Origin of the sequence: Cycloclasticus sp. (assembly GCA_040743155.1) — a bacterium.
Taxonomy (GTDB): Bacteria; Pseudomonadota; Gammaproteobacteria; order Methylococcales; family Cycloclasticaceae; genus Cycloclasticus.
Genome location: JBFLJU010000001.1, coordinates 640,126 through 665,712 on the forward strand (window position 1 = coordinate 640,126; position 25,587 = coordinate 665,712).

Genomic DNA, 25,587 nt, shown 5'->3' on the forward strand with positions numbered 1-25,587 from the left:
CTAACCTGTGCAGATTAGCCTAGGCTTAGAAAGATTTGTCGGCCTTCGACTTTGACTGGGTAGCGGGTCACGCAACCTGAGTCGGGAGCTGCCACTTGGCCGGAATCTAGATTAACGCGCCAATTGTGCAAGGGGCAGAGCACATCGCCATTAGAGATAATGCCATCGACTAGCGGCCCATCCTTATGCGGGCAGCGGTTTTCGATGGCTTTGATGCTGTCATCGGTCAGGCGAAACAGTGCGATACTGGTTTTGCCTGCGATCACTGTTCTGCCGCCGGATGGGGGGATTTCATCAATTGTACAGATGGGATGCCATGTTATTTTAGAAGAGCTCATGAGTTGACCTCCTTGATTTCGATGGTTCTGTATTCATTAAATTCTTTGCTGCCAGTGCGAGCTTCATCATCAATGCGGTCTTGCCATGGATCACTGTCTAGCGTATCCATATAGACTTTCAGACGTGCCACCAACGCTTTGCGGTTATCAATATCGTCTACCACCGCAATTTTAATGCTCTCCATACCAACACGTTTTTGCCAGGGGGCGCAGCGTTCATTATGACGGCCGGTTTCACGATAATGTTGTAGATAGGCTTTGACGATCTCTTCAACCTCTTCAGCCGTTTCTACGAGGCATAACATTTCGGTCGCAACCACGTGCACGCCACCATTGCCACCGGTACTGATCTCCCAGCCACCTTCCACACCAATAATGCCGACATCCTTAATGGTTGATTCGGCGCAATTTCTTGGACAACCGGATACCGCTAATTTCACCTTGGCAGGGAACCATACACGCTCCAGCTCTTTTTCAAGGTGGATGCCCAACCCCGTGGAGTTCTGTGTGCCGAAGCGACACCACTCGGAACCGACGCAGGTTTTTACTGTGCGCAGTGCTTTCCCGTAGGCGTAACCAGAGGGCATATCAAGGTCTTTCCAAATAGATGTTAAGTCTTCTTTTTTTATGCCGAGTAGGTCGATGCGTTGTCCGCCGGTGATTTTTACGGTGGGGACAGCGTATTTCTTGGCCACGGTGGCAATACGGATCAGATCGTCGGGGGTGGTTTCGCCGCCATAAATACGCGGGATGACCGAGTAGGTGCCGTCTTTTTGAATGTTTGCGTGCATCCTCTCGTTGGCAATACGGCTACTGCGATCATCTTCAGAATCCTCTGGCCAGATCATACCGATGTAATAGTTAATGGCCGGGCGGCAGACTTGGCAGCCTTCACATTCCCAATCCAATGTGTGCATTACGTCACGTACAGTGGTCAGCTTTCTAGCTTTGATCTGCTCTTTAACCTGCTCGTGGTTCAACTCGGTGCAAGCGCAAATAGGGTCGTGTTCTGATTCTACAAATGCAGTACCCAATGTAGACGTTAGAAGTTGGTACACCAGCCCTTCGCAGCCACCACAGGAACCCGCTGCTTTGGTGTTGGCAGTAATTTCTTTACGGGTGGTCAAACCATCATTGACGATGGCATCGACAATGTCTTTTTTGCTCACACCGTTGCAGCCGCAAACAATGGTTGCATCCGTCATTTCTGCAGCCAGATCAATGCCTGAGTGTCCTGAATCACCTAAGCCTGATGCAGAGAAGAGTAGGGTGGAACGGAGGTCGGATATGTCTTTACCGTCCTGCATCCATTGGAAGAAGGTTGGCCCGTCAGCGGTATCGCCAAACATGACGACCCCTTTGATCTCGTCATCTTCAATGATCAGTTTTTTGTATACGCCGCCAACTTGATCCATTAATTCAATAACATCAGCACCCGATGCGCCCATAAAGTCGCCGGCTGAGAACACGTCGACACCGGAAATTTTCAGTTTGGTGGACAGTACGGAACCTTCATATGATTTAAGCCCTTGACCGGTAATCATATGGGCCAGCGTCTTGGCTTGTTCAAACAAAGGTGCCACCAAGCCATACACCGCCCCTCGGTGCTCAACGCATTCGCCCACGGCATAAATAGAGGGGTCGGTGACCGTTTGCATATAATCATTAATAACAATGCCTCTATTGCACAATAGACGGCAATCTTTGGCGAGCGCCATATTGGGGCGAATACCCACGGCCATTATCAGCAGGTCACATTCAAGCGATGTGCCATCTTTAAACTGCAGGCCGGTGACGCGGTTTTCACCAAGAATTTCTTCAGTTAGGGTCGAGGTTTTAAAGACCATGCCTTGCGCTTCAAGATCGCTGCGCAGCATTTCACCAGCAGTGGAGTCGAGCTGCATATTCATCAGCGTGCTTTGATCGTGGATTACGGTGGTTTCCATGCCTAAATTCAGCAGCCCTTTGGCCGCTTCCAGACCAAGTAGGCCACCGCCAATCACCGCCGCTTTTTTGTATTTTTTGGCAGCCTCAATCATGGCGTCGCAATCATCAATATCGCGAAAGGCCATCACACCTTCTTTATCATGCCCGGGAATCGGAATAATGAAGGGGTTAGAACCCGTTGCGATAATCAGCTTGTCGTACTCAGCCTCAGTACCATCGTCAGCAATAACTTTTTTGTAAGCTCGCTGAATCTTTTCGATACGCTTTTCCGTATATAAGGTAATGTCGTTATCGGCATACCACTGTTCATCATTAAGGATGATATCCTCAACAGTGGTTTCACCAGCAAGCACCGGAGACAGCATGATGCGATTGTAATTAGGATATTTTTCAGCGCCAAAAATGGTGATATCGAACATATCCGAGGTGATTTTGAGGATTTCTTCAATGGCACGCACACCCGCCATGCCGTTACCGACCATTACCAGTTTCTTTTTGTCACTCATTGTCATCTCCTTAAGAAATATAATTGCGGACAAAACAAAGTAAGCTTGGTACTAACCTGACCCTGTGCGTATTGCTGAAAAAAGCACGAGGTGGTTCTTTAATAATGTGGGTAAATGGGTATTGAGAGTCTTGATGGAGGAATTAAGCTGGAGAGTACTCTTTTCATACCTAAACCCTAGCTAAGAATATACTCCTGATTTTAGAGAAGCGACACCTTTTAATTCATGCTAACTCGCGTATATATTGATCACTTTTCGTAGTATTAATTGTTGGCTGTTAATCGCTAACGGCGCAGCAGTCACAGAAAACAAATATACGAGCACCAAATAAGAAGACGGTTGCGCCTCGAATTTGAGCAAGAGAAGTCGTGACAGGAGGGGTGGAGGGGTAAAAATGATTGCTTAATGAAAGAGAGCTAAAGCAAAGTCCAGAGTGTTTTTATCGATGCTACTCAATTACACCCCATTACAAGGTTAGATGTGTTTGATATTAGCCCAATAAAAAAGCCCTAACGTCGAAAACGTTAAGGCTTTGATATATGGCTCCTCCAACTGGACTCGAACGAGTGACCCAATGATTATAGGTTAGGAATTCCTAGAGGAATTTAGGTGTGTAGGTATTCATATAAAATATCCATTTTTGCGCATAAAGACGGATGCGGGGGAGGGTTTCAGCGTTATCGCTGAAGTGGATAAAGTGCAAAATTTGGTAAGGTGGTTTAATAAAAAATAGGGGATTATTAACTTTTTTTTATTTTCTCGTAATACTTCTTAGCATAATCTTCCAAAAGAGTTTTATTCGATTTTGAAACTGAATTTCCTAAAGTTAAAGACATGCGCGCTAATTCAATACTCGCTTCTATATTTTCTGAAACCACCCCCGATGCGCCCAGCTTTTGCAGTTCAATGCACTCTGATGAATTGCGCGCCCTCACATAGATCAACAAGTCTGGGTTTGCCCCACGTAATGATGCAACAATTAGCCTAGATGCTTTAATATCGTTGATAGTGATGATGATCGTTGATGTGTCTTCTGCGCCAACAGAATCTAATAATGCTTTGTCGCATACATCACCATAGAACACAGGGGGGGCGTCGGCTCTTGATTCGTTAACGATTGAAGGGTTGATGTCTATTGCTATGAAAGGTTGCCCAGCTTGGGTCAGTATCTCCCCAACTCTATGTCCGACTCGACCAAATCCAGCGATAACAGTTGGGCCTAATTTAGGTTGTTCAAAGTAAATTTCACGTTTTAGCTTATTCTTGTTCAGAATACGTTGCGCCCTGTTTGCTAATGCAGGCGTAACGAGCAAGCTGAGTAAGATAACGAGTAATAGTTGCTGATGTGCAGCGGTATCTAAAACCCCTGATTGCACGGACAAGGAAAATAAAACAAGAGCAAACTCACCGCTTTGCGCCAAGATGACAGCAACGGCAAGACTTTTGCTTTTATTCAACCCAAACAAGTAGACCAGCGGGAAAAGGATTATTATCTTAACGGCAATGAGAAGAGCAACTAAGCCTATGGATAGGAGGGGCTTTTCGAGTAGTAATCCCAAGTTTAAAGACATCCCCATCGACATGAAGAAAAGGCCTAACAATAACCCTCTAAATGGTTTTATTTCTGACACGACTTGATGTTTATATGATGAGTCTGACATGAGCATGCCCGCCATAAAGGCACCCATTGCCATAGACAAGTTGATGTGCTCGGCAATCAAAGAAATACCAAGAACGATTAAAATGGCCGATGCTGTAAACACCTCGGGTATTTTTGTTTGCGCAATGCGGTGAAGGATCGGGTGTAAAAAGTAGCGACCTAATAAAATGACTAACAAAAGAATGACTAGCGCTTCGCCCAGTGCAAGCCCTATATCATCACCAACGCTCAGTTCTGGCATTGCTAAAAATGTAACCAGCGCTAATAAAGGAACGACAGCTAAATCTTGTAATAACAAAATAGAGAATGTTGTTCGGCCATAGGTTGATTTAAGTAAATGTTGCTCGCTAAGTAACTGCAACACAAAGGCTGTAGATGAAAGAGCCAGTGCTGGACCAATGATGACAACGGACCGAAGAGGTAAGTCAAATACATAGTAGGCGATAGCCGTTAGTGCAATAGCCGTTATCATTACTTGGAGCGTGCCCAACCCAAAGACCATTTTTCTCATTTGCCAAAGCCGAGAGGGTTTAAGCTCTATACCTATCACGAATAAGAGAAAAGCAATGCCCACTTCAGCGAGGCTGCTTATTTCATCGATACTGTTAATCAAGCTTAAACCTGCAGGCCCAACAATTAAACCAGCGATTAAGAACCCTGGTACAGCGCCTAATTTAATGGCTTGGCACGCAGGTACAACGACAACAGCGGCCGATAGAAGAATAATTAAATCTGTAAGGTAGGCTGATGTCATAGTCTTTTAGTTTATAACGATGGCGTATCTCTTTGGCAAAATTTGAGGATCAGGTAGCCAACAATCCCAGAAGCAAACGAAGCGATGAGTATGGCCAGTTTATCGGTGTACTGGAATAGGCTGTCGTCTACAAAAGCCAGCGAAACAATGAATAAGCTCATCGTGAAGCCGATGCCGGTTAAAACAGATACGCCATATAATTGAATCCAATTACACTCATCAGGCAAGGTGGCAAGCTTTAATTTTATTGCTAACCAACTAAAGCCAAATACACCTAATTGTTTGCCCAGAAATAGTCCGAGCATGATGCCTAAGGGAACAGGGCCAGACATTTGGTCTAAGGATATATCCGTTATATTGACGCCCGCATTAACGAACGCGAATAATGGCAAAATGAAAAACGCAACCCAAAAATGCAAGCCGTGTTCAATCTCTTTAAGCGGCGAGAATGATTCGCCATTTTCATTTTTACCTTCCATTGGTATGGTAAATGCCAGAGCAACCCCAGCTAATGTGGCGTGAACGCCGGACTTGAGAACGCTAACCCATAGTATCCATCCAACAATAAAATAAGCGGCCTTTTTAGACACGTTGAATATATTAAGAGCGACCAATGTTGCCAATGAAAGCGCTGCAACGGCAATTGAAAGTGTTGATAAATCCGAGGTATAAAAAATAGCAATAATAACGATCGCACCTAAATCATCAATAATAGCCAGCGCCATTAAGAACACTTTAAGAGAAAGCGGCACCCGATTGCCTAACAACGATAAAATGCCTAGTGCAAAAGCAATATCTGTCGCGGTCGGTATAGCCCAGCCATCTACAGCGATCTCATTGTTTCCGTTAAAGGCATAATAAATCATGGCGGGTACAACCATGCCTCCAATAGCAGCAAAACCAGGCAGCGCTACTTGCCGTATAGATGACAGGTGCCCCTCTAGAATTTCACGCTTAACCTCTAAGCCAATCAGTAAGAAGAAGATGGCCATTAACCCATCATTAACCCAATGATAAAGCGATTTGTCTAATTCCAAAGGGCCAATTTTAATTTCAACAGGAATGTGTAAGAAATACTCATAGGCAGGTGACAGGAATGTATTGCTAAAGAGTAGGGCGAATATTGTGGCAAAAATAAGCAATATGCCGCCGGCCGATTCTTTCTTTATAAATTCATCTAACATACTCTTTTCTCCTGTTTTCCTTAGTTAAATAACATGTTATTCGCAGCCTTAATAACCGTAGCGGTAATAGAGTTTGTAATACGCCGCTCAACCGATATGGCATAAAAAGACTGTTTAACTTCACTTACCTCACCAATCGCTTTCACTTTATATTGATCTTCAACTTCTTTACGAAGTACTGTTGGTGCAAGAAACACCCCCGCACCTTTTTGACCAAAAGACTTCATCAGTGCGCTATCGTCGAACTCGGCTACTATCTTTGGGTGAATACGCGTTTTACTTATCCATTGGTCAATATCGGATCGTAGTTGGGTACCTCTGGTCGGTAATAAAATAGGTATACCATTTAGACATTGTGGAAAAGACCCGTTAAATCGATTAATAATTGATTCTTTAGCAAAAAAACTGATGGTGCACTCACCAAGCTTGTGATTGAACCCACGTGTACTAACCGTGCTTGGGATTGGCCGGTCAGCAATAACTAGGTCAAGGCGGTGTACGGCTAAATCTGCGAGCAAGGTATCAAGGCCTGTTTCTTTGCATATCAAGCGTGTTGGCTCTTCTGTCTGCAATACCGGCAGTAGAATGCCTTGTGCAATAGATTTTGGAACAACGTCTGCAATACCTACTCTAAATAGCTGGGGACGCTCTTCTGGTTCATTCTGAAGCATCTGCTCCAACTCGCTGCCGAGAGAGAAAATTTCATCGGTATAATTTAAAACTAAGCGGCCTGTTTCTGTAATTTCTATATTACGCCCCGACTTAACAAACAGCTCTATACCTAAATTGGCTTCCAATAGGCTTAATTGACCACTAATTGTCTGTGGGGTGATATGGAGTCGTTCACTAGCCTTTGCGATACTGCCTTCTTTAGCGACAACCCAGAAATAATGTAAATGTTTATAGTTAACCATCATAACCCTAAATCATTCGATATTTACGATGAGTGTAGTCGAAATACTCGTCTTTATCTAACTATTTAGAATGTTTAATATCGGCATCATTAATTCATCAGCGGAGTAATAAGTGCGGATTCAACTATTAACAAGTTCATTTAGATTAAGCCGGTCGCTTAAATCGTTTGTGAGGATGAATGCTACCTTAGCACTTTCTCCTTTTGAAGAACGCTTCCGGTCAGTTATTGTCAGGCTATCTGATGCTAATGGAGAACGGGGTGGAAACGACAAATGCTGCCACGTTCAGCTTATTGTTGATGGTATGGCTAATATTGTTATTGAATAAACTAAGGGCAACATGTATGCCGCCATTGATAGAGCCATCAAAAAGGCTGTTAGGACGCTTAAAGCAAAATATGAACGTAAGCAAAGTTTGTTAAGACTTGATAAGCAGTCAATAAGGATACCTATATCCGCAGTAGAGGAATTATCATGAATATATCTGGAGAGAAAACAAGCCTGTATGCAGATATAGCGGCTGTTGATTTACTGCCTAGGCAATTTCAATAAATCTCAGACACAAAAAAGCCAGCTATTAAGCTGGCTTCTTCGTAAATGGCTCCTCCGACTGGACTCGAACCAGTGACCCAATGATTAACAGTTATAAGTACCATTTTATTTATACGCCTTTATTTGTATGGCTAAAGCATTATAAACCTTAGGTTTATATGTATATTTAGCGTCTATTTAAAACTACCAAAATATCCATAAATACCCTAAGATGTTCTTTAAAGGTAGCCCCAAGGTAGCCCCAAGTAAATTTTTAATAGGTTTTTAAAGAGGTCGTTATGGATAAAACGTTCTTATTTACACATGAAAGGCTAAGTAAATTACCGATACCTAAGCAGGGTAGAGTGGAATATTTTGATACTAAGCAGCAGAAGCTTAGGCTTAGAGTTTCAGTTTCAGGAGTTAAGTCTTTTGCTGTTGTAAAGAAAGTTCATGGAAAACCCAAAAGGGTGACTGTAGGTAAGTGGCCGGAAATTTCCATAGCAAAAGCTAGGGAGGAGGCTATTAAAATCCTTGATGACTTACGGCAAGGTGTTGACCCTGTTAAAGAGAAACGTAAAAAATCTCTTGAAAGTACAGTGTTAAGTGATGTTTTAGAAATGTACCTTACAGAGCGCAAGCTAAAGCCAATAACCAAGGAAGGTTATCGTTACAAATTACAGCACAGTTTCAAATCATGGCTGGATAAGCCCATCAATAGTATCTCTGAAAAAATGGTTTTAAAACGCCATAAGGAATTAACAAAAATTGGCGCAACAACGGCTAATACTTCCATGAGAGTTTTACGCTTAACGATGAACTATGCCCATGCTATCGGCTTGGTGGGTGAAACGCCCACATCAATTTTAAGTAGAGCAAGGTTATGGCACAAACCGAAACGTAAAGACCGCGTGATTCATAGCAAAGAATTAAAAGCTTGGCATGTAGCAGTGGAAGCCTTAAACAATGAAAAGGCGAAGGTCTATTTGTTGATGATTTTATACATGGGGTTTAGAAGTAGCGAAGCATTAACGTTGGAATGGGAGCATGTAGATCTACTGGAAAAGAGTATCACGCTGTATAACACTAAAAATGGAACAAACCACACCTTACCCATACCCAATGCCTTAATGCCATTCATGGAGTCTTTATTTAGCCTTACAGGGAGTAGCAAATGGGTGTTTCTTTGGAGTAAGCCGATCAGTAAGAAAAACACTCCTGATAAGCCCATGAGCCTACCTAAAAAACAAATTAAAGCTGTTATCGATGCCAGTGGTGTTGAGTTTAGCCCGCACGATTGCAGGCGTACTTTTGCAACGATTGCTGAGGCTGTACATTTGCCCCTAATGATGACTAAACGGTTAATGAACCATGTCACCACAAATGATGTTACAGGCGGTTATATCGTTACAGAAGAAGAAACACTACGGGCTGCCATTAACAAGATAGCTGGCTACATTCAGGCCAAAGCCACCCGCAAAGACAACGTTATTAAGTTAAATGTTGTTAATTGATACGGCTTTATTTTGGAATGTTGGGGTGTAACCTAAGGGGCGTAAGAAGTGACGGATAAAAAGGATAAAAAGCAGGTCTGTAAGAGTAAATGACTAAACCAAGTCTTGGGTAGCTCCCGAAAAGCCGGTCACGTTCACTGGCTGGCTTGGTTCTATTTTGAATGATGCGAAGGATTGAGCGAAATGAAAAAAGATAAATCTATTTTTTCCAAAGGCGGAACAAAGAAAATATCTAAAGAAGATTACGAGAAAGCGCTAGAGCCTTATGAGCAACAAAAAGAGCTTATCGATTCTTTAGAAGGATGGTGCGATTATGCTGTTAGCTTTTTAAAAAAAAGCGGCTACGAACACTTTGTAAGTTATTTTCCTCCGTCAAAACTAGTTTGGCACCCCCAAGCAATTAACCCTGATGAAAACGATGAAGCAACGGATGCTGACGATGTTTTAAGGAGTATTTACAGTCTTATTGAAGCTATCCGAAAAGGCGATAAAAACCGTATAGCTAACGCAGGTATTCAAGTAGGTATTGCCACTTCTATCGCTCATGCTAGACCACAAGAAAAGTTTGTGGGAACAGGTTACAACGTTTCTTTAGGATACCTAAACAGGGGTAGCTCCGTGAGGAAAGAGATATTTCAAGAATGGCTCAGCGAGAATTACGATGAAATAAAAGGTATTCATAATATGCCAAAATTGATGGAGCTTGATAAATTCAAGGCCTTATCGGAGCATGTTAAGGAAAAAACCATTAAGGGTTGGTTTAAAGGAGTCTATCCCAATCATTTAAAATCAGGCGCTCCGCTAAAAGATAAATAAAGGTATCGTCATCCCATAAAAGGTACTTTCACCCCATTAATGCAATTTTTTTTCTGAGTAATTCGCTCTAACCTGACTGTCAATCCTAGAGATTACCTAGGTAAGCAGAGAGTTAGTTATGAGCAATACACAGCACTTTATTACCCCTGAACAAGCAGCGAAATACTTGAGTATTTCAGTTCGCACTCTTGCGAAATGGCGAAGTATCGGTCACCCCAACATTCCATACTCAAAAATTGGAAAGTGCGTTCGTTACCGCCAGTCTGAACTTGATGCTTATCTGTCTAAGCATTCTCATAATTGTGTGGGTGATTGAAATGCCTGATTCAAAACCATCTTCAAATAAGCCTATGACAAAGAATGAGCGCGTATTTAAAGCTCTAATGTCAGGCGGAAGCTTTAACCGCTTTGAGGCTTCTACGCTGCTTCATGATTCCTGCCTTAACAGTACGGTAGCCACGCTGGAGCAGAAGCACCGAATAACCATAAGTAGAAAGTATGAAACGGTACGCGGCTATATGGGGAATCCTACAAAGTGTTGTAGATATTGGATTGCTGAAGAAGAAATTAAGCGTATAGAAGAAAATCAGCTTCAGCTAAACGGCTAAGTTGGTGCTGCTAATGAAAATCGTGACGGCTAATGAAGAGAGAAAAGGTAACAGGGCGTAGGGATGCCGGTAAGTACTTTGGCTTGCCTCATGCTGTTATGGACTCTCGAAATTATTTACAACTGAGCGCGCAGGCAGTGAAGTTATTAAATGATATAGGTCGACAGTATGGGGGCTTTAATAACGGTGATTTGTGCGCGACTTGGTCAATGATGGCAAAACGTGGCTGGAAGTCACGAAATACATTATTCAAGGCGTTACAGGAGCTTTTGTATTACGGGCTAATCATTAAATCAAAGCAAGGTGGGAAACATGCGCCAACACTTTATGCCCTTACATGGCAGTCAGTTGATGAATGTAAAGGCAAGTTGGATATAAAAGAAACAATAAGACCTCTTGGTGATTGGAAGACAGATAAGCCTAATATGAAAAATTGAATCGGTGACACGCATAGAGAGCAGATTGACACGTATAGAGTGTTAATTGCTCAAATATTAAATGGAAAACCATATTAATTGACACGCATAGAGAGTTAATCAGGTTGTTTTTCTGAGATTAATTAACACGCATAGAGAGAACCTTAATAAATAACCATGGGTGTGAGGATAGAGGACTCATATTATTAATTTACTTGTAACAAGAGGCTTGTATGAGCAGACGTAAAAAAATAGAAACATTAGCACTAAGAAGCAAAATAGGAAGGTTGTACCTATCGAAGAATACTCAAGCAGAAATAGGAGAGGTTGTTGGGTTAACTCAGCAGTCAGTTAGTTTGCACTTAAAAGAATTACAAAAGGAGTGGATTGAAAGCGCTAATAAGGACTTTAATTTATCTAGGGCTATAGAGCTGGCAAAGATAGACAGACTTGAAGCAACTGCTCATGTCGCATGGGAGGCATCACGCAAAGATAAAACAACTGAAAGCATAGATACTGTGTCTGATGTAGAAGTTAAGACTCAAACACGAACACAATCGCAATATGGAAACCCACGGTTCTTAGACCTTGTTCTTAAATGTATAACTAAGCGTTGTGAGATTCTTGGTCTTAATGCGCCTACTAAATTAGCAGCCACTACACCTGACGGTAAACGTCCAGAGAAAGGCATAGGGCTTGTTGGGTTACTGCGCGAAGCTGAACGCCTTAAGGCCGAAGATGCGAAGGAAAAGGAAGCAGAGGAAAAGAAAGCTGCAAATAAAAAGCATTGATTTTAGGCCAACATATTTGAAGGCTTAGCTTCAGTTAGCGTGATTAATCATTAGCAAAGAACTTAATAAATTACAGGATTTATACGGAGAGAAATATGAGCAACGTCATTAAATTAAAGCCGACTGTGCCAGATTATGCGGTGAACCTTTTTTTTGCAGCCAAAGAAGCGTTTTGGGCGAGACCACCTGACCTTGATCAGGCAATTGAACGCCTTGAAGATGCAATACATACCTTTGAAGATGAAATGCCAGTAGAAGATGGCGTAATAAGGACAGGTAGGTAATTTTAGGCTCACTGCTTTGGTGGCTGCGCTTTGTAGATTTTAAACAGATTGTAATTACCATAAAGCCAAGTCTAAATACTGGAAAAAGAAATCTAGGTACTCGGGTTCATCTAGGGAGTTCTATAGGTCTCTTCAAGAAAGGTATGAAGGGCGGTCAACGGGGTGTTAGGTATGAGTAAAGATTCAGACCTTGATAGAGCTATTGCATTATTCCGATCAGGTGAAAGCCTTCGTGAGTGTGCAAAGCAAACAGGCGTGAACTATAGAAAGATAGATCGTGAGGCGAAAAAGAGAGGTGTTTCAAAGGGTGATGTGTCACAACTAATCTCAAGCATGGCAAGCGATAAGGCTAGTTTTGTCACATTACCTGTCACAGAACAGGCACTTGTGACAGAAGAGGTGAATAAGCTGGCAGCGCATAAGCAGACTATCCGCACGATGACTGAAAATAATTTAGTCGGAGTTGGTGAGAAATTAAAAAATCACGAAGAGCTGAGTATGCTCGACCACAAAAACGCACAAGACTTAATCGACAAGGCTAGTGTTACGCTTGGCGTTAATGAGCGACACTCTAAGTCGACACAGGTTAGCCAAACAACTCAGACATTAGTTACTGACAGTGAAAGCATACAGCAGCGTATTTACGCGCAGGTGATGGATGCTACTCAGTGAGCCGCAAACCAGTTAGGGTTTGGCTTGGTCACGTTTGAAGCGTGAGCAAGATTAGAAGCTCAGTATTAATACTTTAGAAGAAAGTGGTCTTCCTAGCTATAAATGCGCTATAGACTAGCAGGTAGCGTGCTTAAAAAATAATGATTTTGCCAAATGGAGGGCGATATTTTAAATGTTTAATTCAACGGATGGTGAAAAGAGCCCTGTAGAGCTAATTGGGCTTCAAGCAATGATCGAAAATGCTGTCGTATTTTCGATTTTTGGAGTGCTAGTTATTTTGTATGGTGGGGTTGTATATGATCTAGCAGATCAGCTGCCGGATAAATATGTAGGTTTTATACAGGGAATTTATTCGATACATACATTCTCCATACTCAGTTTGTCAGGATTCATTATTATTGCAATTGCAAAAGCGCTTAAGGGTGACAGGTATGTGAAGAGCTCTAGCTTAATTAAAGGGGGGTTACTCTTTGCAAGGGCTGGCTTGTCTGCTGGAGCAATTGTTGCGGGGGCTTTCTTTGGGATAGGTTTTGGGCTTTGGTTTATTAGCCTATTAAATACTGAAGAAGAATTAGTGACCTACGCAATTAGATTCATTGGGCTGTCTGGGGACTTTTTGATACTACTATCTACTATAGTCATCGCTTATTTGTATCTTCTAAATTCAAGGAAGGAAAAGTTGAGGCAATTAGGAATTACAACTTTAATTCATGCCTTAATTATAGTGAGCATATATTCAAATATTGACCTTCGTTCGGATATGGTGAGCATTGGTATGATCTACTCGGTTTTTCTGCTTTATGCGCTTTTAGATAAAGTGCGATATATCCGAAGTTCGGAGGCACCAGACTAATATAAATTTCTGATTGCCCCATTTTGTTTTATTAAACAAACAATAAGCTACCCTAATTGACGCTATTAAACAGTTGGTTTATATTCAAGTCTAGGGTTTTAAAGGAGAGGTATTCAAATGGCATTGATTAACTGCCCTGATTGCAATAATCAGGTTTCTACTAGCGCTGTAGCTTGCCCACAGTGTGGCGCTCCAATAGCTGAGGCCAAACAGTCAAAGGCGGCTGGGGTTGAGTTGACGACCGTTCAGGAAACTAGCAAGAAGTTTAAAACGCATATTATTATTTCAGCCGTTATGTTTTGGGGTGGTTTAATTTCAATATTCTCAAAGGCTGGAAACCCTAATAGGGTTGCCGAGGAAGGTCTGAATTACCCAGTTCTGTTTGTGTCACTAGGGCTCGTTTGGTACGTAGTGACGAAGCTTAGAGTTTGGTGGCATCACAAATAGCGCAGGGATAGTGGTTTTTACCCTTCTATTGTTTAAATTATAAAAACCTAAGGAGAGGGTTCTGAGAGTTATTGTTTTAATCGTCGTGGCATTTTTTATTTCTAATTATGCTTATGCGGCCAAAATATACAAATGTAAGAATGCTTCGGGAAAGGTTGAATTCTCTAATATACAGTGCAAAAGTACTGATAGTGGCGGGTTGGTTGCTATTGATGCTCCAATGAAGCCAAGTTATAGCGATAGGCGGGCTTATACGTCATCTGGTACAGGCGAGTCTGATGCGGCTCGCCAGCTTAGATTGATGCAAGATGCAAGCAGGCGAGAGCAGTTAGAAAGAGACCGTGAAGCTTCAGAGCGTAGGTCGCGTGAAACGCATGACGCATACATGAAAGCTGAAAAACTACAGGCTGAGCACTCGGCCGAAAGTAAAAAAGCGAACTGTAATTATAACAAGGCAAAGTCTAAGTATTGGAAAGAGCGTGCGCGTAAGAGTGGTAATTCACGAGAGCAAAAGCACTTGTATGAGCCATACCAGCATATGTACAAAGGGGAAGCCGGTGGGTGTTAGAGATTAGTGAAAGAGGGGATGTTTAATGATGGAACTTCTCCAGTGCTGCTCAGCTTGACCAAATGAAAGGGTATGGGGATGCTGAATAGCAATTTTAACAAAAAGTTCAACAACGCTGGTTCCTTGCTCGGACGCGCTAACGCGTACCTTAGCTAAAGCGTTATGTACTATTGAAGGATTATATATGTCGTTAGAAGTTATTGAAAATCAGGTACTTCATTTTTTATCATCAGATAAGCCTGAAGTAATTGCTATAAAAGGTGAATGGGGTGTAGGAAAAACCTTTAGCTGGAAGAAGTTTCTCAATGAGGCAAGCGCTTCAAAAAAAATCAAACTTGAGCGGTATTCTTATGTTTCCTTATTTGGCATCAACTCGTTAGGCGCTTTTAAATATACTATTTTTGAAAATGTGATAAAGCGTGAAATTATTGGTACAGAGCCTAGTCTCGATACATTCAGAGACAATTCATTAAGCCTATTTGAGTCTTTGGGCAGACAATCTCTACATTTATTTAAGGGAGCTCCAATAGTGAAATCATTCAGCCCTACAATTGAGAGTATTTCCTTTTTATCTTTAAATAGAACCATTATTTGTATCGATGACCTAGAGAGAAAGGGGGAAGGGTTGGAGATCAAAGATGTGCTAGGCCTAGTTTCATTTTTAAAAGAACAAAAAAAATGCAAGGTGGTTTTGCTCTTAAACGATGGCGAAGATGGCCTTCAGGACTACGAAAAGTATCGTGAAAAGGTAGTAGATATCGAGTTGGCCTTTGCGCCAGATCCAGAGGAATGTGCTTCAATAGCCTATTCCAATGCCCTTCGCCATCATGCCAGATTAAAAGAGCTGACAACCAGTCTTGGGATTCGTAACATACGAATACTTAAGAAAATCGAACGCTTAGTAGATTTAGCTCTGCCTTTGGTTGAAGACTTCGAGCCAGAAATATCTGAGCAAGTTATACATTCTCTTGTGCTCTATTCATGGAGTCATTTCTGTTCAAATTCTAGTGAAGATATACCTTCTTTAAACTTTATAACCAGCAAGGGTTATTCATTGCTGGGCATCGGTGACGATAAGGTTAGCGAGCAAGAGAAAAAGTGGAAAACTACTCTTCAAGCATACAATTATCAACTCACAGACGACCTAGATTTATTGCTGGCAGAGTCTGTAAAGACTGGTTTTTTTGTTGAAGGTGAGCTTCGAGATAAAGCTGGCGCTAAAAATGAGCAAATCGTTGCCTCGAAATCAGAGGGCTCATTCTCCGAAGCTTGGCATCTTTACCATGACACATTTGATGATAATGGTGATGAGGTTATTAATGGTTTATATGAAAGCCTCAAGGAAAACTGTAAGTACATAACACCTTTGAACTTAAATGGCACCGTGTCTCTATTTAGAGAATTAGGTAAAGATGAAAAAGCCTCTGAAATTATTGATATTTATATAGAGAGTAGGAAGGACGAAACGGAATTATTCAACATGAAAGAGTATAGCTTCTTTGGTGATATCAATGATCAGGAAATAATAGATAGGTTTAATGATGTATATAACCAGTCGGTTACCACAGAAATAGCTAAGCAAGTATTAGATCGAATTGCAGGCCAAAATGGCTGGAATCAAAGTGATGAAGTGGTTTTAGCTAACACATCAGTTGATGAGTATTACAATTTATTTAAATCTGAGACAGGACGTCATTTGTCATCTTTTGTAACTACATGTTTAACTTTTGGGCAACTCGGAAATGCAAGTGACCAACAAAAAGAGATAGCCAAAAGAGCAACTGAAGCGCTTCGAAAAATAGCATCGGAGAGTGAAATAAATAAAAGAAGAGTCAATAAATTTGGGGTCGATTTAGAAGATACATAGTAAGGGGGTGCTGTCGGATAAATTTTCAGTTACTTTCCAGATTTTTCACAAAGTGAGGCGTAAGGCTTCAAAGGATTAGACATAGCTTGGACGAAACAATAGTCTTGTATTCAGTAATTGCTTTTTTAATCGGGCTAATTGTCAAGTCCTACCTTCCTAGCTATTTAAGTAAGAAAGGTGAGAATTTAGCCACAAAGGAAGATATAGAAGAGATTACTACAAAGATCGAATCGGTAAAATCAGCAGTTGAAATTCAGAAAGATTCTCATCTGGACTATATGGGAGATAGAAAAGAGGCACTATTATTATTTTATGATGAAGTCACAACTTTTAGATATGAACTGATGGCAGTTAGATTCGGTGATTTGCCTTTTGATGAAGGAAAATCTTTGTATGAATTCCAGTCGCGATTTTATAGCTCTGTGGCTGGGATATTAAAATGTTACCAACGGCTAGTTATCTTTTTGCCTCGAGAATCTGAGTTACTAGCGTACGCGAACAACATGACTTCATCAGTTATTGAAACTCGAAAGGTAGTTGAAAAAAATTTCGGAGAGGTAAAGGTAACTTGTGTTGATGAAGAGAGGGCTTTTTTAGCTATCGATAGAGAAGGGAAAGATGGATACATATCAGCAGTCAAAGAAGCCGATAGAGCTAATTCCAAATACTGGGGTTCGATGAAGCCCCATGTGGAATCATTTATTCAGCATTATCAAGGTTATTTAACAGCCCTAAATATTGATTTTCAAGCGCAACAAATACAATCTAACAAATCAAGCTAGGGAAGGGGGGTAACTCAATTGGTAAGCATGACTCCAACACGAACAACCCCAGCCTGTAAGTAATCTAGGGCTTATTCAAGTTTTTACTCAATCGGTCTTGTGTGTTGGAGTGTCGAGAACTGTCCCTGTGATAGGGATTGATGTATCAAAAAGGCTGGAGAGATTTAAAAGTAGCCCCTGAGTAGCCCCAATAAAAAAGCCCTAACGTCGTAAAACGTTAAGGCTTTGATATATATGGCTCCTCCGACTGGACTCGAACCAGTGACCCAATGATTAACAGTCATTTGCTCTACCAACTGAGCTACAGAGGAATTGTTCAGGCCGCGTATCTTACGAAACAAGGCCGTGTTGGTCAATAGCTAATCTGCTATCAATTGCATTTAATTTTGGTTTAATAAATTGGCGATTCTTTTAATGGCATTAACTAAGTTATCCATGCTGGTTGCGATGGATATTCTCATGTGGCCGTCGAGCCCAAATGCGGAGCCGGGGACTAAGGCGACGCCTGCTTTTTCTAATATATATTCGGCCAAATCAACATCGTTATTAATGTTGTCCATACGATTAAGAATGGGGTTAAAGTCTGGAAAGCAGTAGAACGTGCCGTCTGACGAAATACAGCTGATGCCGTCGATCAGGTTTAGCTGTTCTACAACGTAGTCGTGGCGTTCTTTAAACGAGACAAGCATTTCGCTTATGCAGGATTGGTCGCCTTCTAAGGCCGCCTGCGCTGCGTACTGTGAAATAGAAGTTGGATTTGATGTGCTTTGCGATTGAATCTTTTTCATCGCTTTAATCAAGTCGGCTGGCCCTGCTGCGTAGCCGATGCGCCAACCTGTCATGGAGTATGCTTTAGAGACGCCGTTTAATACGATGCTTTGATCGTATAGTTTTGGGCAAGCCATAACGATATTGCTGAAGGGTTCGTCGCACCAAAGGATATGCTCGTACATGTCGTCGGTAGCCACTAAAATATTAGGGTGCTTTAAAAGCACCGCACCTAAGGCTGCTAACTCATCGTTGCTGTAGGCTTTGCCGCTTGGGTTAGAAGGGCTATTGATAACAACCAACTTGGTTTTTTCTGTGATCGCCGCTTCCAGTTGCTGAGGTGTGATTTTAAAGGCTTGATCCTGCCCAGCTTGAACAATAACGGGTACGCCGCCTGCTAGTAAGCTCATGTCAGGATACGATACCCAGTAAGGAGCTGGGATGATGACTTCGTCACCGTCGTCCAATAAAGCTTGGGCTAAGTTGAAGAAGCTTTGTTTGCCGCCGCAAGAAACAAGAACTTGATCGGCTTGATAGTCAAGTCCATTGTCGCGTTTAAGTTTTTCAATAATGGCATTTTTAAGTTCAACCGTGCCGTCAACAGCCGTATATTTTGTTTTACCGGCGTTAATGGCGTCCCTAGCAGCTTGTTTAATGTGCTCAGGGGTATCAAAATCTGGCTCGCCTGCACCTAGGCCAATAATGTCTTGTCCTGCGGCGCGTAATGAAGCAGCGCGTGCTGTAACAGCCAAAGTAGGGGAGGGTTTAATGCGTTGAACGCGTTGTGACAATTTAATACTCATTGGTTTATCTTTCTCTATCAATAAAGTTCAGCTAAAAGGGGTGTTGCTCGACGTTTTAGAATAAAATTAACGATTGCATGCACTCAGACTAAGCATTCTACTAGATGCCTCGTCCACACAGAATCCCTATGAATAAAAAATTTGACATTCATTCGCCTTTTAAACCTGCTGGTGATCAACCGAAGGCGATAAAAGCGCTAGTTGAAGGGATAGAAAATGGTGAGGCGCATCAAACATTATTGGGTGTGACAGGTTCAGGTAAAACGTTCACGATGGTGCATACGATTGCACAATTACAGCGGCCTGCATTGGTGCTGGTTCACAATAAGACGTTAGCGGCGCAGTTGTACGGCGAATTGAAAGAGTTTTTGCCAGACAATGCGGTTGAATATTTTGTGTCGTATTACGATTATTATCAGCCAGAGGCGTATATGCCTGCATCGGATACATTTATAGATAAGGATGCATCGCTGAACGAGCATATCCAACAAATGCGCCTCTCGGCGACTAAAGCGCTGATGGAGCGTGATGATGCGATTATTGTCGCCAGTGTGTCATGTATCTACGGCTTGGGTGATCCCGAGTTATATTTTAGTATGATTTTACATTTGTCACGTGGCGAGAGCATCAGTCAGCGTGACATTATTCGGCAACTAACCGAAATGCAGTACAAGCGAAACGACCTTGAATTGCTTCGCGCCACATACCGTGTGCGGGGGGATGTGATTGATATTTTCCCTGCAGAATCGGATCAGGATGCGATACGCGTAGAGTTGTTTGATGATGAAATTGAGCGCTTGTCGCTATTCGACCCGCTGACGGGTGAAATTGTTCGGCGTATTCCACGCTATACCATTTTTCCTATTTCTCATTACGTGACACCACGAGAAACCATTTTAGAGTCCATTGATAAAATAAAGTTAGAGCTGTCGACTCGGTTGGAACAACTGCGATCATTAAATAAGTTAGTGGAGGCGCAACGCTTGGAAGAGCGTACAAAGTTTGATATTGAAATGATGCGCGAAATTGGCTATTGCTCCGGTATTGAAAATTATTCGCGCTATTTGTCGGGTCGAAATCCCGGTGATGCGCCGCCGACTTTATTTGATTACCTGCCAGACAACGCCTTGTTATTTATCGATGAATCGCACGTCACTGTGCCTCAAGTGGGTGCCATGTATAAAGGCGATAGGTCAAGAAAAGAAACCCTGGTTGAGTATGGTTTTAGGTTGCCGTCGGCGTTAGATAATAGGCCAATGCGTTTTGAAGAGTTTGAGGCTAAAGCGCCGCAAACGGTCTTTATTTCAGCGACGCCTGCAAAATATGAAACTGAACGTTCAGGTGCGGTGGTTGAGCAAGTGGTGAGGCCAACGGGTTTGCTTGATCCGGTTATTGAAGTTCGCCCCGCGACCACGCAAGTGGATGATCTGCTGTCGGAAATAAACCAACGGGTGAAGCTTGAAGAACGTGTGTTGGTGACGACGCTGACCAAGCGAATGTCTGAAGACTTAACGGATTATCTAATGGAGCACGGCGTTAAGGTGCGTTATTTGCACTCGGATATTGAAACGGTTGAGCGAGTAGAGATTATTCGCGACCTGCGCTTAGGTGTGTTTGATGTGTTGATTGGTATTAACTTATTACGTGAAGGTTTGGATATTCCAGAAGTGTCGTTGGTGGCTATTCTAGATGCTGATAAGGAAGGTTTTTTGCGCTCAGAAGTGTCTATGATTCAAACAATGGGGCGCGCGGCGCGTAACGTAAAAGGCATGGCCATTTTGTATGCGGATAAAATCACCGGTTCCATGCGACGAGCAATGGACGAAACGAGTCGTCGTCGAGCAACACAGCAGGCTTATAATACAAAAAATGGCGTCACACCGAAGGGTATCGTTAAAAAAGTAACTGATATTATGGAAGGTTCTAAGCGCAGCCAACGCGGCGCAATGAAGAAAGTGGCTGAACAGGCGGCTAAATATCAAGCCATGTCGCCGGCGCAAGTGGCTAAAAGTATCAAGCAGTTGGAGGCAAAAATGTACCAACATTCACGTGACTTGGAATTTGAAGAAGCGGCGAAAGTACGCGATGAGATACATGAATTACAGGATATATCCATTTTAGGCGCGTAATTGTATAAAAAAACAGCTTGATGACTTCACTAACGTGGTCACTTTAAAGTACAATGCGCGGTCTTTATGAAATTGATTTTGCAGGCGCGTAGCTCAGTTGGTTAGAGCGCACCCTTGACATGGGTGAGGTCGGTGGTTCGAATCCACTCGTGCCTACCAATTTTCTAAATACATGATTTTATTACCCCTCAATATATACTTAAGGTTTCAACGTGCCAGTCATTACATTACCCGATGGAAGTCAGCGTGAGTTTTTACAAGCCATTAGCGTGCTTGCGGTGGCAGCAGATATTGGTGCGGGGCTTGCAAAGGCAACACTTGCCGGCAAAGTTAATGATGTATTAGTCGACGCGTCATTTATTATTGAAAATGATTCAACACTTGCAATCGTTACTGCGAGGGACGATGAGGGCGTGGACGTTATTCGTCATTCTACAGCGCATTTATTGGCGCAAGCGGTTAAGCAGCTTTATCCAACAGCGCAAGTCACCATTGGTCCAGTTGTTGATAATGGATTCTTTTATGACTTTGCCTTTGAACGTTCTTTTACACCAGACGATCTTGAGAAAATTGAGAAACGAATGGCTGAGCTTGCAGAGCAAAGCATAGCGGTTGAACGATTTGAATTATCGCGTGACGATGCCGTTGAGTTTTTTAGAGAAAAACAAGAAGAATACAAAGCACAAATTATTGAAAGCATTCCACAAGACGAAGTGTTGTCCTTATATAAGCAAGGCGACTTTACTGACTTGTGCAGAGGGCCACACGTTCCCCATACCGGTAGTTTAAAGGCATTTAAGCTAACGAAATTGGCCGGCGCGTACTGGCGTGGTGATTCTGACAATGAAATGCTTCAGCGTGTTTATGGCACTGCTTGGGGCGATAAGAAATCGCTAAAAAAATACCTGCATAGAATTGAAGAAGCAGAGAAGCGCGATCATCGGAAAATCTCCAAATCATTAGATTTATTTCATATCCAAGAAGAAGCACCAGGAATGATTTTCTGGCACGATGCCGGCTTAAGTATTTACCGTACTATTGAGCAATATATTCGTGGCAAGCTTCAACAAAACAATTACGTTGAGGTTCGTACGCCGCAATTGGTTGATAAATCGTTGTGGGAAAAATCGGGTCATTGGGAAAAATTCCGTGACGATATGTTTACGGTTGATTCGGATAATCATGAATACGCTGTTAAGCCGATGAATTGCCCGTGCCACGTGCAGATTTATAACCAAGGTTTAAAAAGTTACCGTGACTTGCCATTAAGAATGGCAGAGTTTGGTTCATGTCACCGTAATGAACCGTCGGGCACCTTGCATGGTTTAATGCGTTTGCGTAACTTTATTCAAGATGACGCGCATATTTTTTGTACAGAAGACCAAATTCAATCAGAAGTATCTGATTTCATAGACCTGTTGTACGAAGTGTATGCGGACTTTGGTTTTACCGACATTATTATAAAGCTATCAACGCGACCTGAAAAACGGGTCGGTGCTGATGAGGTGTGGGATAAGTCGGAAAAAGCGTTAGAAGAAGCGCTGAACGCGAAAGGCTTGGATTGGGACTTGCAACCGGGAGAGGGCGCGTTTTACGGGCCTAAGATTGAATTCTCGCTAAAGGATTGCTTAGACCGTGTTTGGCAGTGTGGCACGATTCAGGTCGATTTCTCTATGCCTGATCGTTTAGATGCACAATTTATTGCTGAAGACGGCTCGCGACAATCGCCGGTCATGTTACATCGCGCAATTTTAGGTTCGTTGGAACGTTTTATTGGTATTTTAATTGAAGAATATGCGGGTAAATTCCCAGTATGGTTAGCGCCGACACAAGTCGTTTTGATGTCCATTACCGACAAAAACGACGAATATATCGCTTCAATTGCAAAAATCCTTCAAAAACAAGGCATCAGAGTCAAAATAGACTTGAGAAATGAGAAGATCGGCTTTAAAATTCGCGAGCACACTTTAAAGCGTATTCCATATCTTGTTGTTGCCGGAGATAAAGAAGTCGAAAATAACGAATTAGCAGTACGTTCATTAAGTGGAAAAAACATGGGTAATTTCACTCCTGAAGATTTTATCGCGCTATTGACAACTAATATTGCCGAGCGTAATAAGTTAGAATCTTAAAAGTTTTGTACCCAAAGGGCATTAGCTTCGTAAAACAGGCTAACAAAATGTCCACTTAATTTAGCTGTATATTTTGGAGATTGTAAAATCGCAACAAAAAAAGTAAGAATAAACGAAGATATAACGATACCGAGCCTTAGGCTTATCGATCACGAAGGTGAGAAAATAGGTATTGTTACGTTAGAACAAGCCATGAGTATGGCTGCTGAGGTAGATTTAGATTTAGTCGAAGTCTCTCCAACAGCTAAACCGCCAGTCTGTAAAATAATGGACTATGGCAAGTTTAAGTTTGAAGCCAGTAAGAAACTACAGGCATCAAGGAAAAAACAAAAAAACATTCAGGTAAAAGAAATTAAATTTCGACCTGGAACTGATATTGGTGATTACAACGTTAAATTACGTAATCTGAGGTCGTTTTTAGAACACGGCGATAAAACCAAAATCACAGTAAGGTTTCGCGGCAGAGAGATGGCCCATAGAGAGTTAGGTATGGAGCTACTAAAGCGGGTAGAAAAAGATTTAGAAGAATTAGCAGTGGTCGAACAACGGCCAAAGTTTGAAGGTCGCCAGATGGTTATGGTTATGGCACCAAAGAAAATTAATTAACGGAGTATAGTAATGCCGAAGATGAAGTCAAACAGTGGAGCAGCCAAACGTTTCAAGAGAACTGGAACAGGCGCTTTTAAATGCAAGCAAGCTCACTTACGTCATATTTTGACCAAAAAAACTACCAAACGTAAACGTCAGTTGCGTAAAGCATCGCTGCTTCACGCGTCTGATACGAAAAGCGCAGCACGCATGCTGCCTTATAGTTAATTTAGATTTATTGAGGATTAGAAATGCCTAGAGTAAAACGTGGTGTTGTTGCAAGAGCAAGACACAAGAAAGTATTAAAGCAAGCGAAAGGTTACTACGGAGCGCGTAGCCGTATTTATCGTGTTGCTAAGCAAGCCGTTATTAAAGCCGGTCAATACGCATACCGAGATCGTCGCCAAAGAAAACGTCAATTCCGCGCATTGTGGATTGCACGTATTAATGCTGGCGCACGTAGTTGTGGACTGTCATACAGCCGCTTTATGAATGGCCTTAAGAAAGCATCTATCGGTTTAGATAGAAAAGTATTAGCAGACCTTGCAGTATTTGATAAAGATGCGTTTTCGCAATTGGTAGCGACTGCGAAATCAAATTTGTAAACAACTACTACAAACTGATTGTTAGTCGTGAGGGAAAGGTCTAGTGGCCTTTCCCTTATTTATTTGGAATAAGTAAAAAGATCACAACGTGGAAAATTCATTACAAAATATTGTTGAGCAGGCAGAAAAAGAATTACTAGACGCTAAGTCACTTTCTGTTGTTGAAGAAATTCGTGTTTCATACCTTGGTAAAAAAGGTGTGTTTACACGCCAGATGAAAACATTGGGTAGCCTAGCGCCAGAAGAACGGCCTAAAGTTGGCGCGACAATTAATCACGCTAAACAACAATTTCAGGGGCTATTAGAACAGCGTAAAATTCAGCTTGAGAATGAATTGCTGGCAAAACGGTTAGCTGAAGAAACGATTGACGTAACGCTTCCCGGCAGAGGCCAAGCCGTCGGTGGTGTTCATCCAGTGACTCGCACCATGCGCCGTATTGAGCAGATTTTTAATCGAATTGGCTTTGATGTGGCTTTTGGACCTGAAGTTGAAGATGACTTCCATAACTTCGAAGCGTTGAACATTCCTGCTCATCACCCCGCACGAGCAATGCACGATACCTTTTATTTTGACGAGCACACCTTGTTAAGAACGCATACGTCACCGGTGCAAATACGGGTGATGGAAAATCAGCAACCACCGATTAAGGTTATTGCGCCGGGGCGGGTATATCGTTGTGATTCAGATATCACGCATACGCCGATGTTTCATCAGGTAGAAGGTTTTGTCGTTGATAAAGATATTAATTTTTCAGACCTTAAAGGTGTGATTAGTGAGTTCTTAAAGGCCTTTTTTGAGAAAGATGTCAAAGTAAGGTTTAGGCCTTCTTATTTCCCTTTTACAGAGCCATCTGCAGAAGTTGATATCGAATGTGTGATGTGTGAAGGTGATGGTTGTCGTGTATGTGGCCATACCGGTTGGTTAGAAGTATTAGGCTGCGGCATGATTCACCCAGAAGTATTTCGTCACATCAAGATTGACTCTGATCAGTTTACTGGTTTTGCCTTTGGTATGGGGGTGGAACGATTAACAATGCTTCGTTATAAAATCAATGACTTAAGGATGTTTTTTGAAAATGACCTTAAGTTCTTAAGGCAATTTAATTAAGC

At 42.1% G+C, this 25,587-nt stretch carries 26 protein-coding genes and 2 tRNA genes; 21 read left to right on the forward strand and 7 right to left on the reverse strand.

The window, feature by feature from the left end; genetic code table 11:
- Window positions 1-14: 14 nt before the first annotated feature.
- The 5 genes from nirD to nhaR form a co-directional block, all read right to left on the reverse strand.
- The gene (gene nirD, locus AB1Y31_03140; protein ID MEW4982161.1) at window positions 15-338 is read right to left on the reverse strand and encodes a nitrite reductase small subunit NirD; all 324 of its coding nucleotides are present in this window, start codon (window positions 336-338) and stop codon (window positions 15-17) included.
- Window positions 335-2,797: a nitrite reductase large subunit NirB gene (gene nirB, locus AB1Y31_03145; protein MEW4982162.1), complete on the reverse strand. Its 2,463-nt coding sequence runs from the start codon at window positions 2,795-2,797 to the stop codon at window positions 335-337. The genes nirD and nirB overlap by 4 nt, the downstream gene beginning before the upstream one ends.
- Before the next feature lie 734 nt (window positions 2,798-3,531).
- Window positions 3,532-5,205 carry a cation:proton antiporter gene (locus AB1Y31_03150; protein MEW4982163.1) on the reverse strand — a complete coding sequence of 558 codons (1,674 nt, stop codon included), beginning with the start codon at window positions 5,203-5,205 and terminating at the stop codon, window positions 3,532-3,534.
- Window positions 5,206-5,216: 11 nt separating this feature from the next.
- Window positions 5,217-6,389, reverse strand: a complete 1,173-nt coding sequence (nhaA, locus tag AB1Y31_03155; GenBank protein ID MEW4982164.1) for a Na+/H+ antiporter NhaA — start codon at window positions 6,387-6,389, stop codon at window positions 5,217-5,219.
- 20 nt (window positions 6,390-6,409) lie between these two features.
- Window positions 6,410-7,306, reverse strand: coding sequence for a transcriptional activator NhaR (nhaR, locus tag AB1Y31_03160; GenBank protein MEW4982165.1), 897 nt, complete (start codon window positions 7,304-7,306; stop codon window positions 6,410-6,412).
- A gap of 172 nt (window positions 7,307-7,478) precedes the next feature.
- Here nhaR and AB1Y31_03165 point away from each other — a divergent pair, with 172 nt between their 5' ends.
- From AB1Y31_03165 to AB1Y31_03230, 14 genes are all read left to right on the forward strand, one after another.
- The gene (locus AB1Y31_03165) at window positions 7,479-7,631 is read left to right on the forward strand and encodes a hypothetical protein (protein MEW4982166.1); all 153 of its coding nucleotides are present in this window, start codon (window positions 7,479-7,481) and stop codon (window positions 7,629-7,631) included.
- A 502-nt stretch (window positions 7,632-8,133) separates the two neighbouring features.
- The gene (locus tag AB1Y31_03170) at window positions 8,134-9,348 is read left to right on the forward strand and encodes an integrase family protein (protein ID MEW4982167.1); all 1,215 of its coding nucleotides are present in this window, start codon (window positions 8,134-8,136) and stop codon (window positions 9,346-9,348) included.
- Window positions 9,349-9,531: 183 nt separating this feature from the next.
- Window positions 9,532-10,164, forward strand: a complete 633-nt coding sequence (locus tag AB1Y31_03175; protein MEW4982168.1) for a hypothetical protein — start codon at window positions 9,532-9,534, stop codon at window positions 10,162-10,164.
- Between the two features lie 118 nt (window positions 10,165-10,282).
- On the forward strand, window positions 10,283-10,480 hold the full coding sequence (locus AB1Y31_03180) for a helix-turn-helix domain-containing protein (protein MEW4982169.1): 198 nt from the start codon (window positions 10,283-10,285) through the stop codon (window positions 10,478-10,480).
- A gap of 1 nt (window position 10,481) precedes the next feature.
- A complete protein-coding gene (locus AB1Y31_03185) occupies window positions 10,482-10,772 on the forward strand; it encodes a hypothetical protein (protein ID MEW4982170.1) in 291 nt (96 codons plus the stop codon).
- 32 nt (window positions 10,773-10,804) lie between these two features.
- The gene (locus AB1Y31_03190; protein ID MEW4982171.1) at window positions 10,805-11,209 is read left to right on the forward strand and encodes a hypothetical protein; all 405 of its coding nucleotides are present in this window, start codon (window positions 10,805-10,807) and stop codon (window positions 11,207-11,209) included.
- A gap of 212 nt (window positions 11,210-11,421) precedes the next feature.
- Window positions 11,422-11,979 carry a hypothetical protein gene (locus tag AB1Y31_03195; protein ID MEW4982172.1) on the forward strand — a complete coding sequence of 186 codons (558 nt, stop codon included), beginning with the start codon at window positions 11,422-11,424 and terminating at the stop codon, window positions 11,977-11,979.
- 95 nt (window positions 11,980-12,074) lie between these two features.
- The gene (locus tag AB1Y31_03200) at window positions 12,075-12,263 is read left to right on the forward strand and encodes a hypothetical protein (protein MEW4982173.1); all 189 of its coding nucleotides are present in this window, start codon (window positions 12,075-12,077) and stop codon (window positions 12,261-12,263) included.
- A 171-nt stretch (window positions 12,264-12,434) separates the two neighbouring features.
- Complete coding sequence (locus AB1Y31_03205; GenBank protein ID MEW4982174.1) at window positions 12,435-12,935, forward strand: hypothetical protein; 501 nt, start codon at window positions 12,435-12,437, stop codon at window positions 12,933-12,935.
- A gap of 172 nt (window positions 12,936-13,107) precedes the next feature.
- Window positions 13,108-13,788 carry a hypothetical protein gene (locus AB1Y31_03210; GenBank protein ID MEW4982175.1) on the forward strand — a complete coding sequence of 227 codons (681 nt, stop codon included), beginning with the start codon at window positions 13,108-13,110 and terminating at the stop codon, window positions 13,786-13,788.
- Window positions 13,789-13,905: 117 nt separating this feature from the next.
- Window positions 13,906-14,235 carry a hypothetical protein gene (locus AB1Y31_03215; GenBank protein ID MEW4982176.1) on the forward strand — a complete coding sequence of 110 codons (330 nt, stop codon included), beginning with the start codon at window positions 13,906-13,908 and terminating at the stop codon, window positions 14,233-14,235.
- Window positions 14,236-14,455: 220 nt separating this feature from the next.
- Complete coding sequence (locus tag AB1Y31_03220; GenBank protein MEW4982177.1) at window positions 14,456-14,803, forward strand: hypothetical protein; 348 nt, start codon at window positions 14,456-14,458, stop codon at window positions 14,801-14,803.
- 184 nt (window positions 14,804-14,987) lie between these two features.
- Entirely contained in the window at window positions 14,988-16,670 is a 1,683-nt protein-coding gene (locus tag AB1Y31_03225) for a hypothetical protein (GenBank protein ID MEW4982178.1), read from the forward strand.
- 86 nt (window positions 16,671-16,756) lie between these two features.
- Entirely contained in the window at window positions 16,757-17,452 is a 696-nt protein-coding gene (locus AB1Y31_03230; GenBank protein MEW4982179.1) for a hypothetical protein, read from the forward strand.
- A 235-nt stretch (window positions 17,453-17,687) separates the two neighbouring features.
- Here the strand turns inward: AB1Y31_03230 and AB1Y31_03235 are convergent.
- Together AB1Y31_03235 and AB1Y31_03240 are read right to left on the reverse strand one after the other, a co-directional pair.
- Window positions 17,688-17,763, reverse strand: a tRNA-Asn gene (locus tag AB1Y31_03235).
- Between the two features lie 69 nt (window positions 17,764-17,832).
- Window positions 17,833-19,023: a pyridoxal phosphate-dependent aminotransferase gene (locus AB1Y31_03240; protein MEW4982180.1), complete on the reverse strand. Its 1,191-nt coding sequence runs from the start codon at window positions 19,021-19,023 to the stop codon at window positions 17,833-17,835.
- A 128-nt stretch (window positions 19,024-19,151) separates the two neighbouring features.
- Here AB1Y31_03240 and uvrB point away from each other — a divergent pair, with 128 nt between their 5' ends.
- The 7 genes from uvrB to pheS all read left to right on the forward strand — a co-directional run bounded on the left by uvrB (window position 19,152) and on the right by pheS (window position 25,585).
- Window positions 19,152-21,152, forward strand: a complete 2,001-nt coding sequence (gene uvrB, locus AB1Y31_03245) for an excinuclease ABC subunit UvrB (protein MEW4982181.1) — start codon at window positions 19,152-19,154, stop codon at window positions 21,150-21,152.
- Between the two features lie 82 nt (window positions 21,153-21,234).
- A tRNA-Val gene (locus tag AB1Y31_03250) sits at window positions 21,235-21,311 on the forward strand.
- Window positions 21,312-21,364: 53 nt separating this feature from the next.
- Window positions 21,365-23,284, forward strand: a complete 1,920-nt coding sequence (thrS, locus tag AB1Y31_03255) for a threonine--tRNA ligase (protein MEW4982182.1) — start codon at window positions 21,365-21,367, stop codon at window positions 23,282-23,284.
- A gap of 87 nt (window positions 23,285-23,371) precedes the next feature.
- On the forward strand, window positions 23,372-23,890 hold the full coding sequence (infC, locus tag AB1Y31_03260; protein ID MEW4982183.1) for a translation initiation factor IF-3: 519 nt from the start codon (window positions 23,372-23,374) through the stop codon (window positions 23,888-23,890).
- A 12-nt stretch (window positions 23,891-23,902) separates the two neighbouring features.
- Entirely contained in the window at window positions 23,903-24,100 is a 198-nt protein-coding gene (gene rpmI, locus AB1Y31_03265; GenBank protein ID MEW4982184.1) for a 50S ribosomal protein L35, read from the forward strand.
- A 23-nt stretch (window positions 24,101-24,123) separates the two neighbouring features.
- Window positions 24,124-24,477 (forward strand): 50S ribosomal protein L20, encoded by a 354-nt coding sequence (gene rplT / locus AB1Y31_03270; protein MEW4982185.1) that lies wholly within the window; start codon window positions 24,124-24,126, stop codon window positions 24,475-24,477.
- Window positions 24,478-24,586: 109 nt separating this feature from the next.
- Window positions 24,587-25,585, forward strand: a complete 999-nt coding sequence (gene pheS / locus AB1Y31_03275) for a phenylalanine--tRNA ligase subunit alpha (protein ID MEW4982186.1) — start codon at window positions 24,587-24,589, stop codon at window positions 25,583-25,585.
- The last annotated feature ends 2 nt before the right edge of the window (window positions 25,586-25,587 follow it).

Excerpts from the sequence above, each read along its gene's own strand:
- nirD (MEW4982161.1), bottom strand. The coding sequence starts at position 338 with ATGAGCTCTTCTAAAATAACATGGCATCCCATCTGTACAATTGATGAA.
- nirB (MEW4982162.1), bottom strand. The coding sequence starts at position 2,797 with ATGACAATGAGTGACAAAAAGAAACTGGTAATGGTCGGTAACGGCATG.
- AB1Y31_03150 (MEW4982163.1), bottom strand. The coding sequence starts at position 5,205 with ATGACATCAGCCTACCTTACAGATTTAATTATTCTTCTATCGGCCGCT.
- nhaA (MEW4982164.1), bottom strand. The coding sequence starts at position 6,389 with ATGTTAGATGAATTTATAAAGAAAGAATCGGCCGGCGGCATATTGCTT.
- nhaR (MEW4982165.1), bottom strand. The coding sequence starts at position 7,306 with ATGATGGTTAACTATAAACATTTACATTATTTCTGGGTTGTCGCTAAA.
- AB1Y31_03165 (MEW4982166.1), top strand. The coding sequence starts at position 7,479 with ATGAATGCTACCTTAGCACTTTCTCCTTTTGAAGAACGCTTCCGGTCA.
- AB1Y31_03170 (MEW4982167.1), top strand. The coding sequence starts at position 8,134 with ATGGATAAAACGTTCTTATTTACACATGAAAGGCTAAGTAAATTACCG.
- AB1Y31_03175 (MEW4982168.1), top strand. The coding sequence starts at position 9,532 with ATGAAAAAAGATAAATCTATTTTTTCCAAAGGCGGAACAAAGAAAATA.
- AB1Y31_03180 (MEW4982169.1), top strand. The coding sequence starts at position 10,283 with ATGAGCAATACACAGCACTTTATTACCCCTGAACAAGCAGCGAAATAC.
- AB1Y31_03185 (MEW4982170.1), top strand. The coding sequence starts at position 10,482 with ATGCCTGATTCAAAACCATCTTCAAATAAGCCTATGACAAAGAATGAG.
- AB1Y31_03190 (MEW4982171.1), top strand. The coding sequence starts at position 10,805 with ATGAAGAGAGAAAAGGTAACAGGGCGTAGGGATGCCGGTAAGTACTTT.
- AB1Y31_03195 (MEW4982172.1), top strand. The coding sequence starts at position 11,422 with ATGAGCAGACGTAAAAAAATAGAAACATTAGCACTAAGAAGCAAAATA.
- AB1Y31_03200 (MEW4982173.1), top strand. The coding sequence starts at position 12,075 with ATGAGCAACGTCATTAAATTAAAGCCGACTGTGCCAGATTATGCGGTG.
- AB1Y31_03205 (MEW4982174.1), top strand. The coding sequence starts at position 12,435 with ATGAGTAAAGATTCAGACCTTGATAGAGCTATTGCATTATTCCGATCA.
- AB1Y31_03210 (MEW4982175.1), top strand. The coding sequence starts at position 13,108 with ATGTTTAATTCAACGGATGGTGAAAAGAGCCCTGTAGAGCTAATTGGG.
- AB1Y31_03215 (MEW4982176.1), top strand. The coding sequence starts at position 13,906 with ATGGCATTGATTAACTGCCCTGATTGCAATAATCAGGTTTCTACTAGC.
- AB1Y31_03220 (MEW4982177.1), top strand. The coding sequence starts at position 14,456 with ATGAAGCCAAGTTATAGCGATAGGCGGGCTTATACGTCATCTGGTACA.
- AB1Y31_03225 (MEW4982178.1), top strand. The coding sequence starts at position 14,988 with ATGTCGTTAGAAGTTATTGAAAATCAGGTACTTCATTTTTTATCATCA.
- AB1Y31_03240 (MEW4982180.1), bottom strand. The coding sequence starts at position 19,023 with ATGAGTATTAAATTGTCACAACGCGTTCAACGCATTAAACCCTCCCCT.
- uvrB (MEW4982181.1), top strand. The coding sequence starts at position 19,152 with ATGAATAAAAAATTTGACATTCATTCGCCTTTTAAACCTGCTGGTGAT.
- rpmI (MEW4982184.1), top strand. The coding sequence starts at position 23,903 with ATGCCGAAGATGAAGTCAAACAGTGGAGCAGCCAAACGTTTCAAGAGA.
- rplT (MEW4982185.1), top strand. The coding sequence starts at position 24,124 with ATGCCTAGAGTAAAACGTGGTGTTGTTGCAAGAGCAAGACACAAGAAA.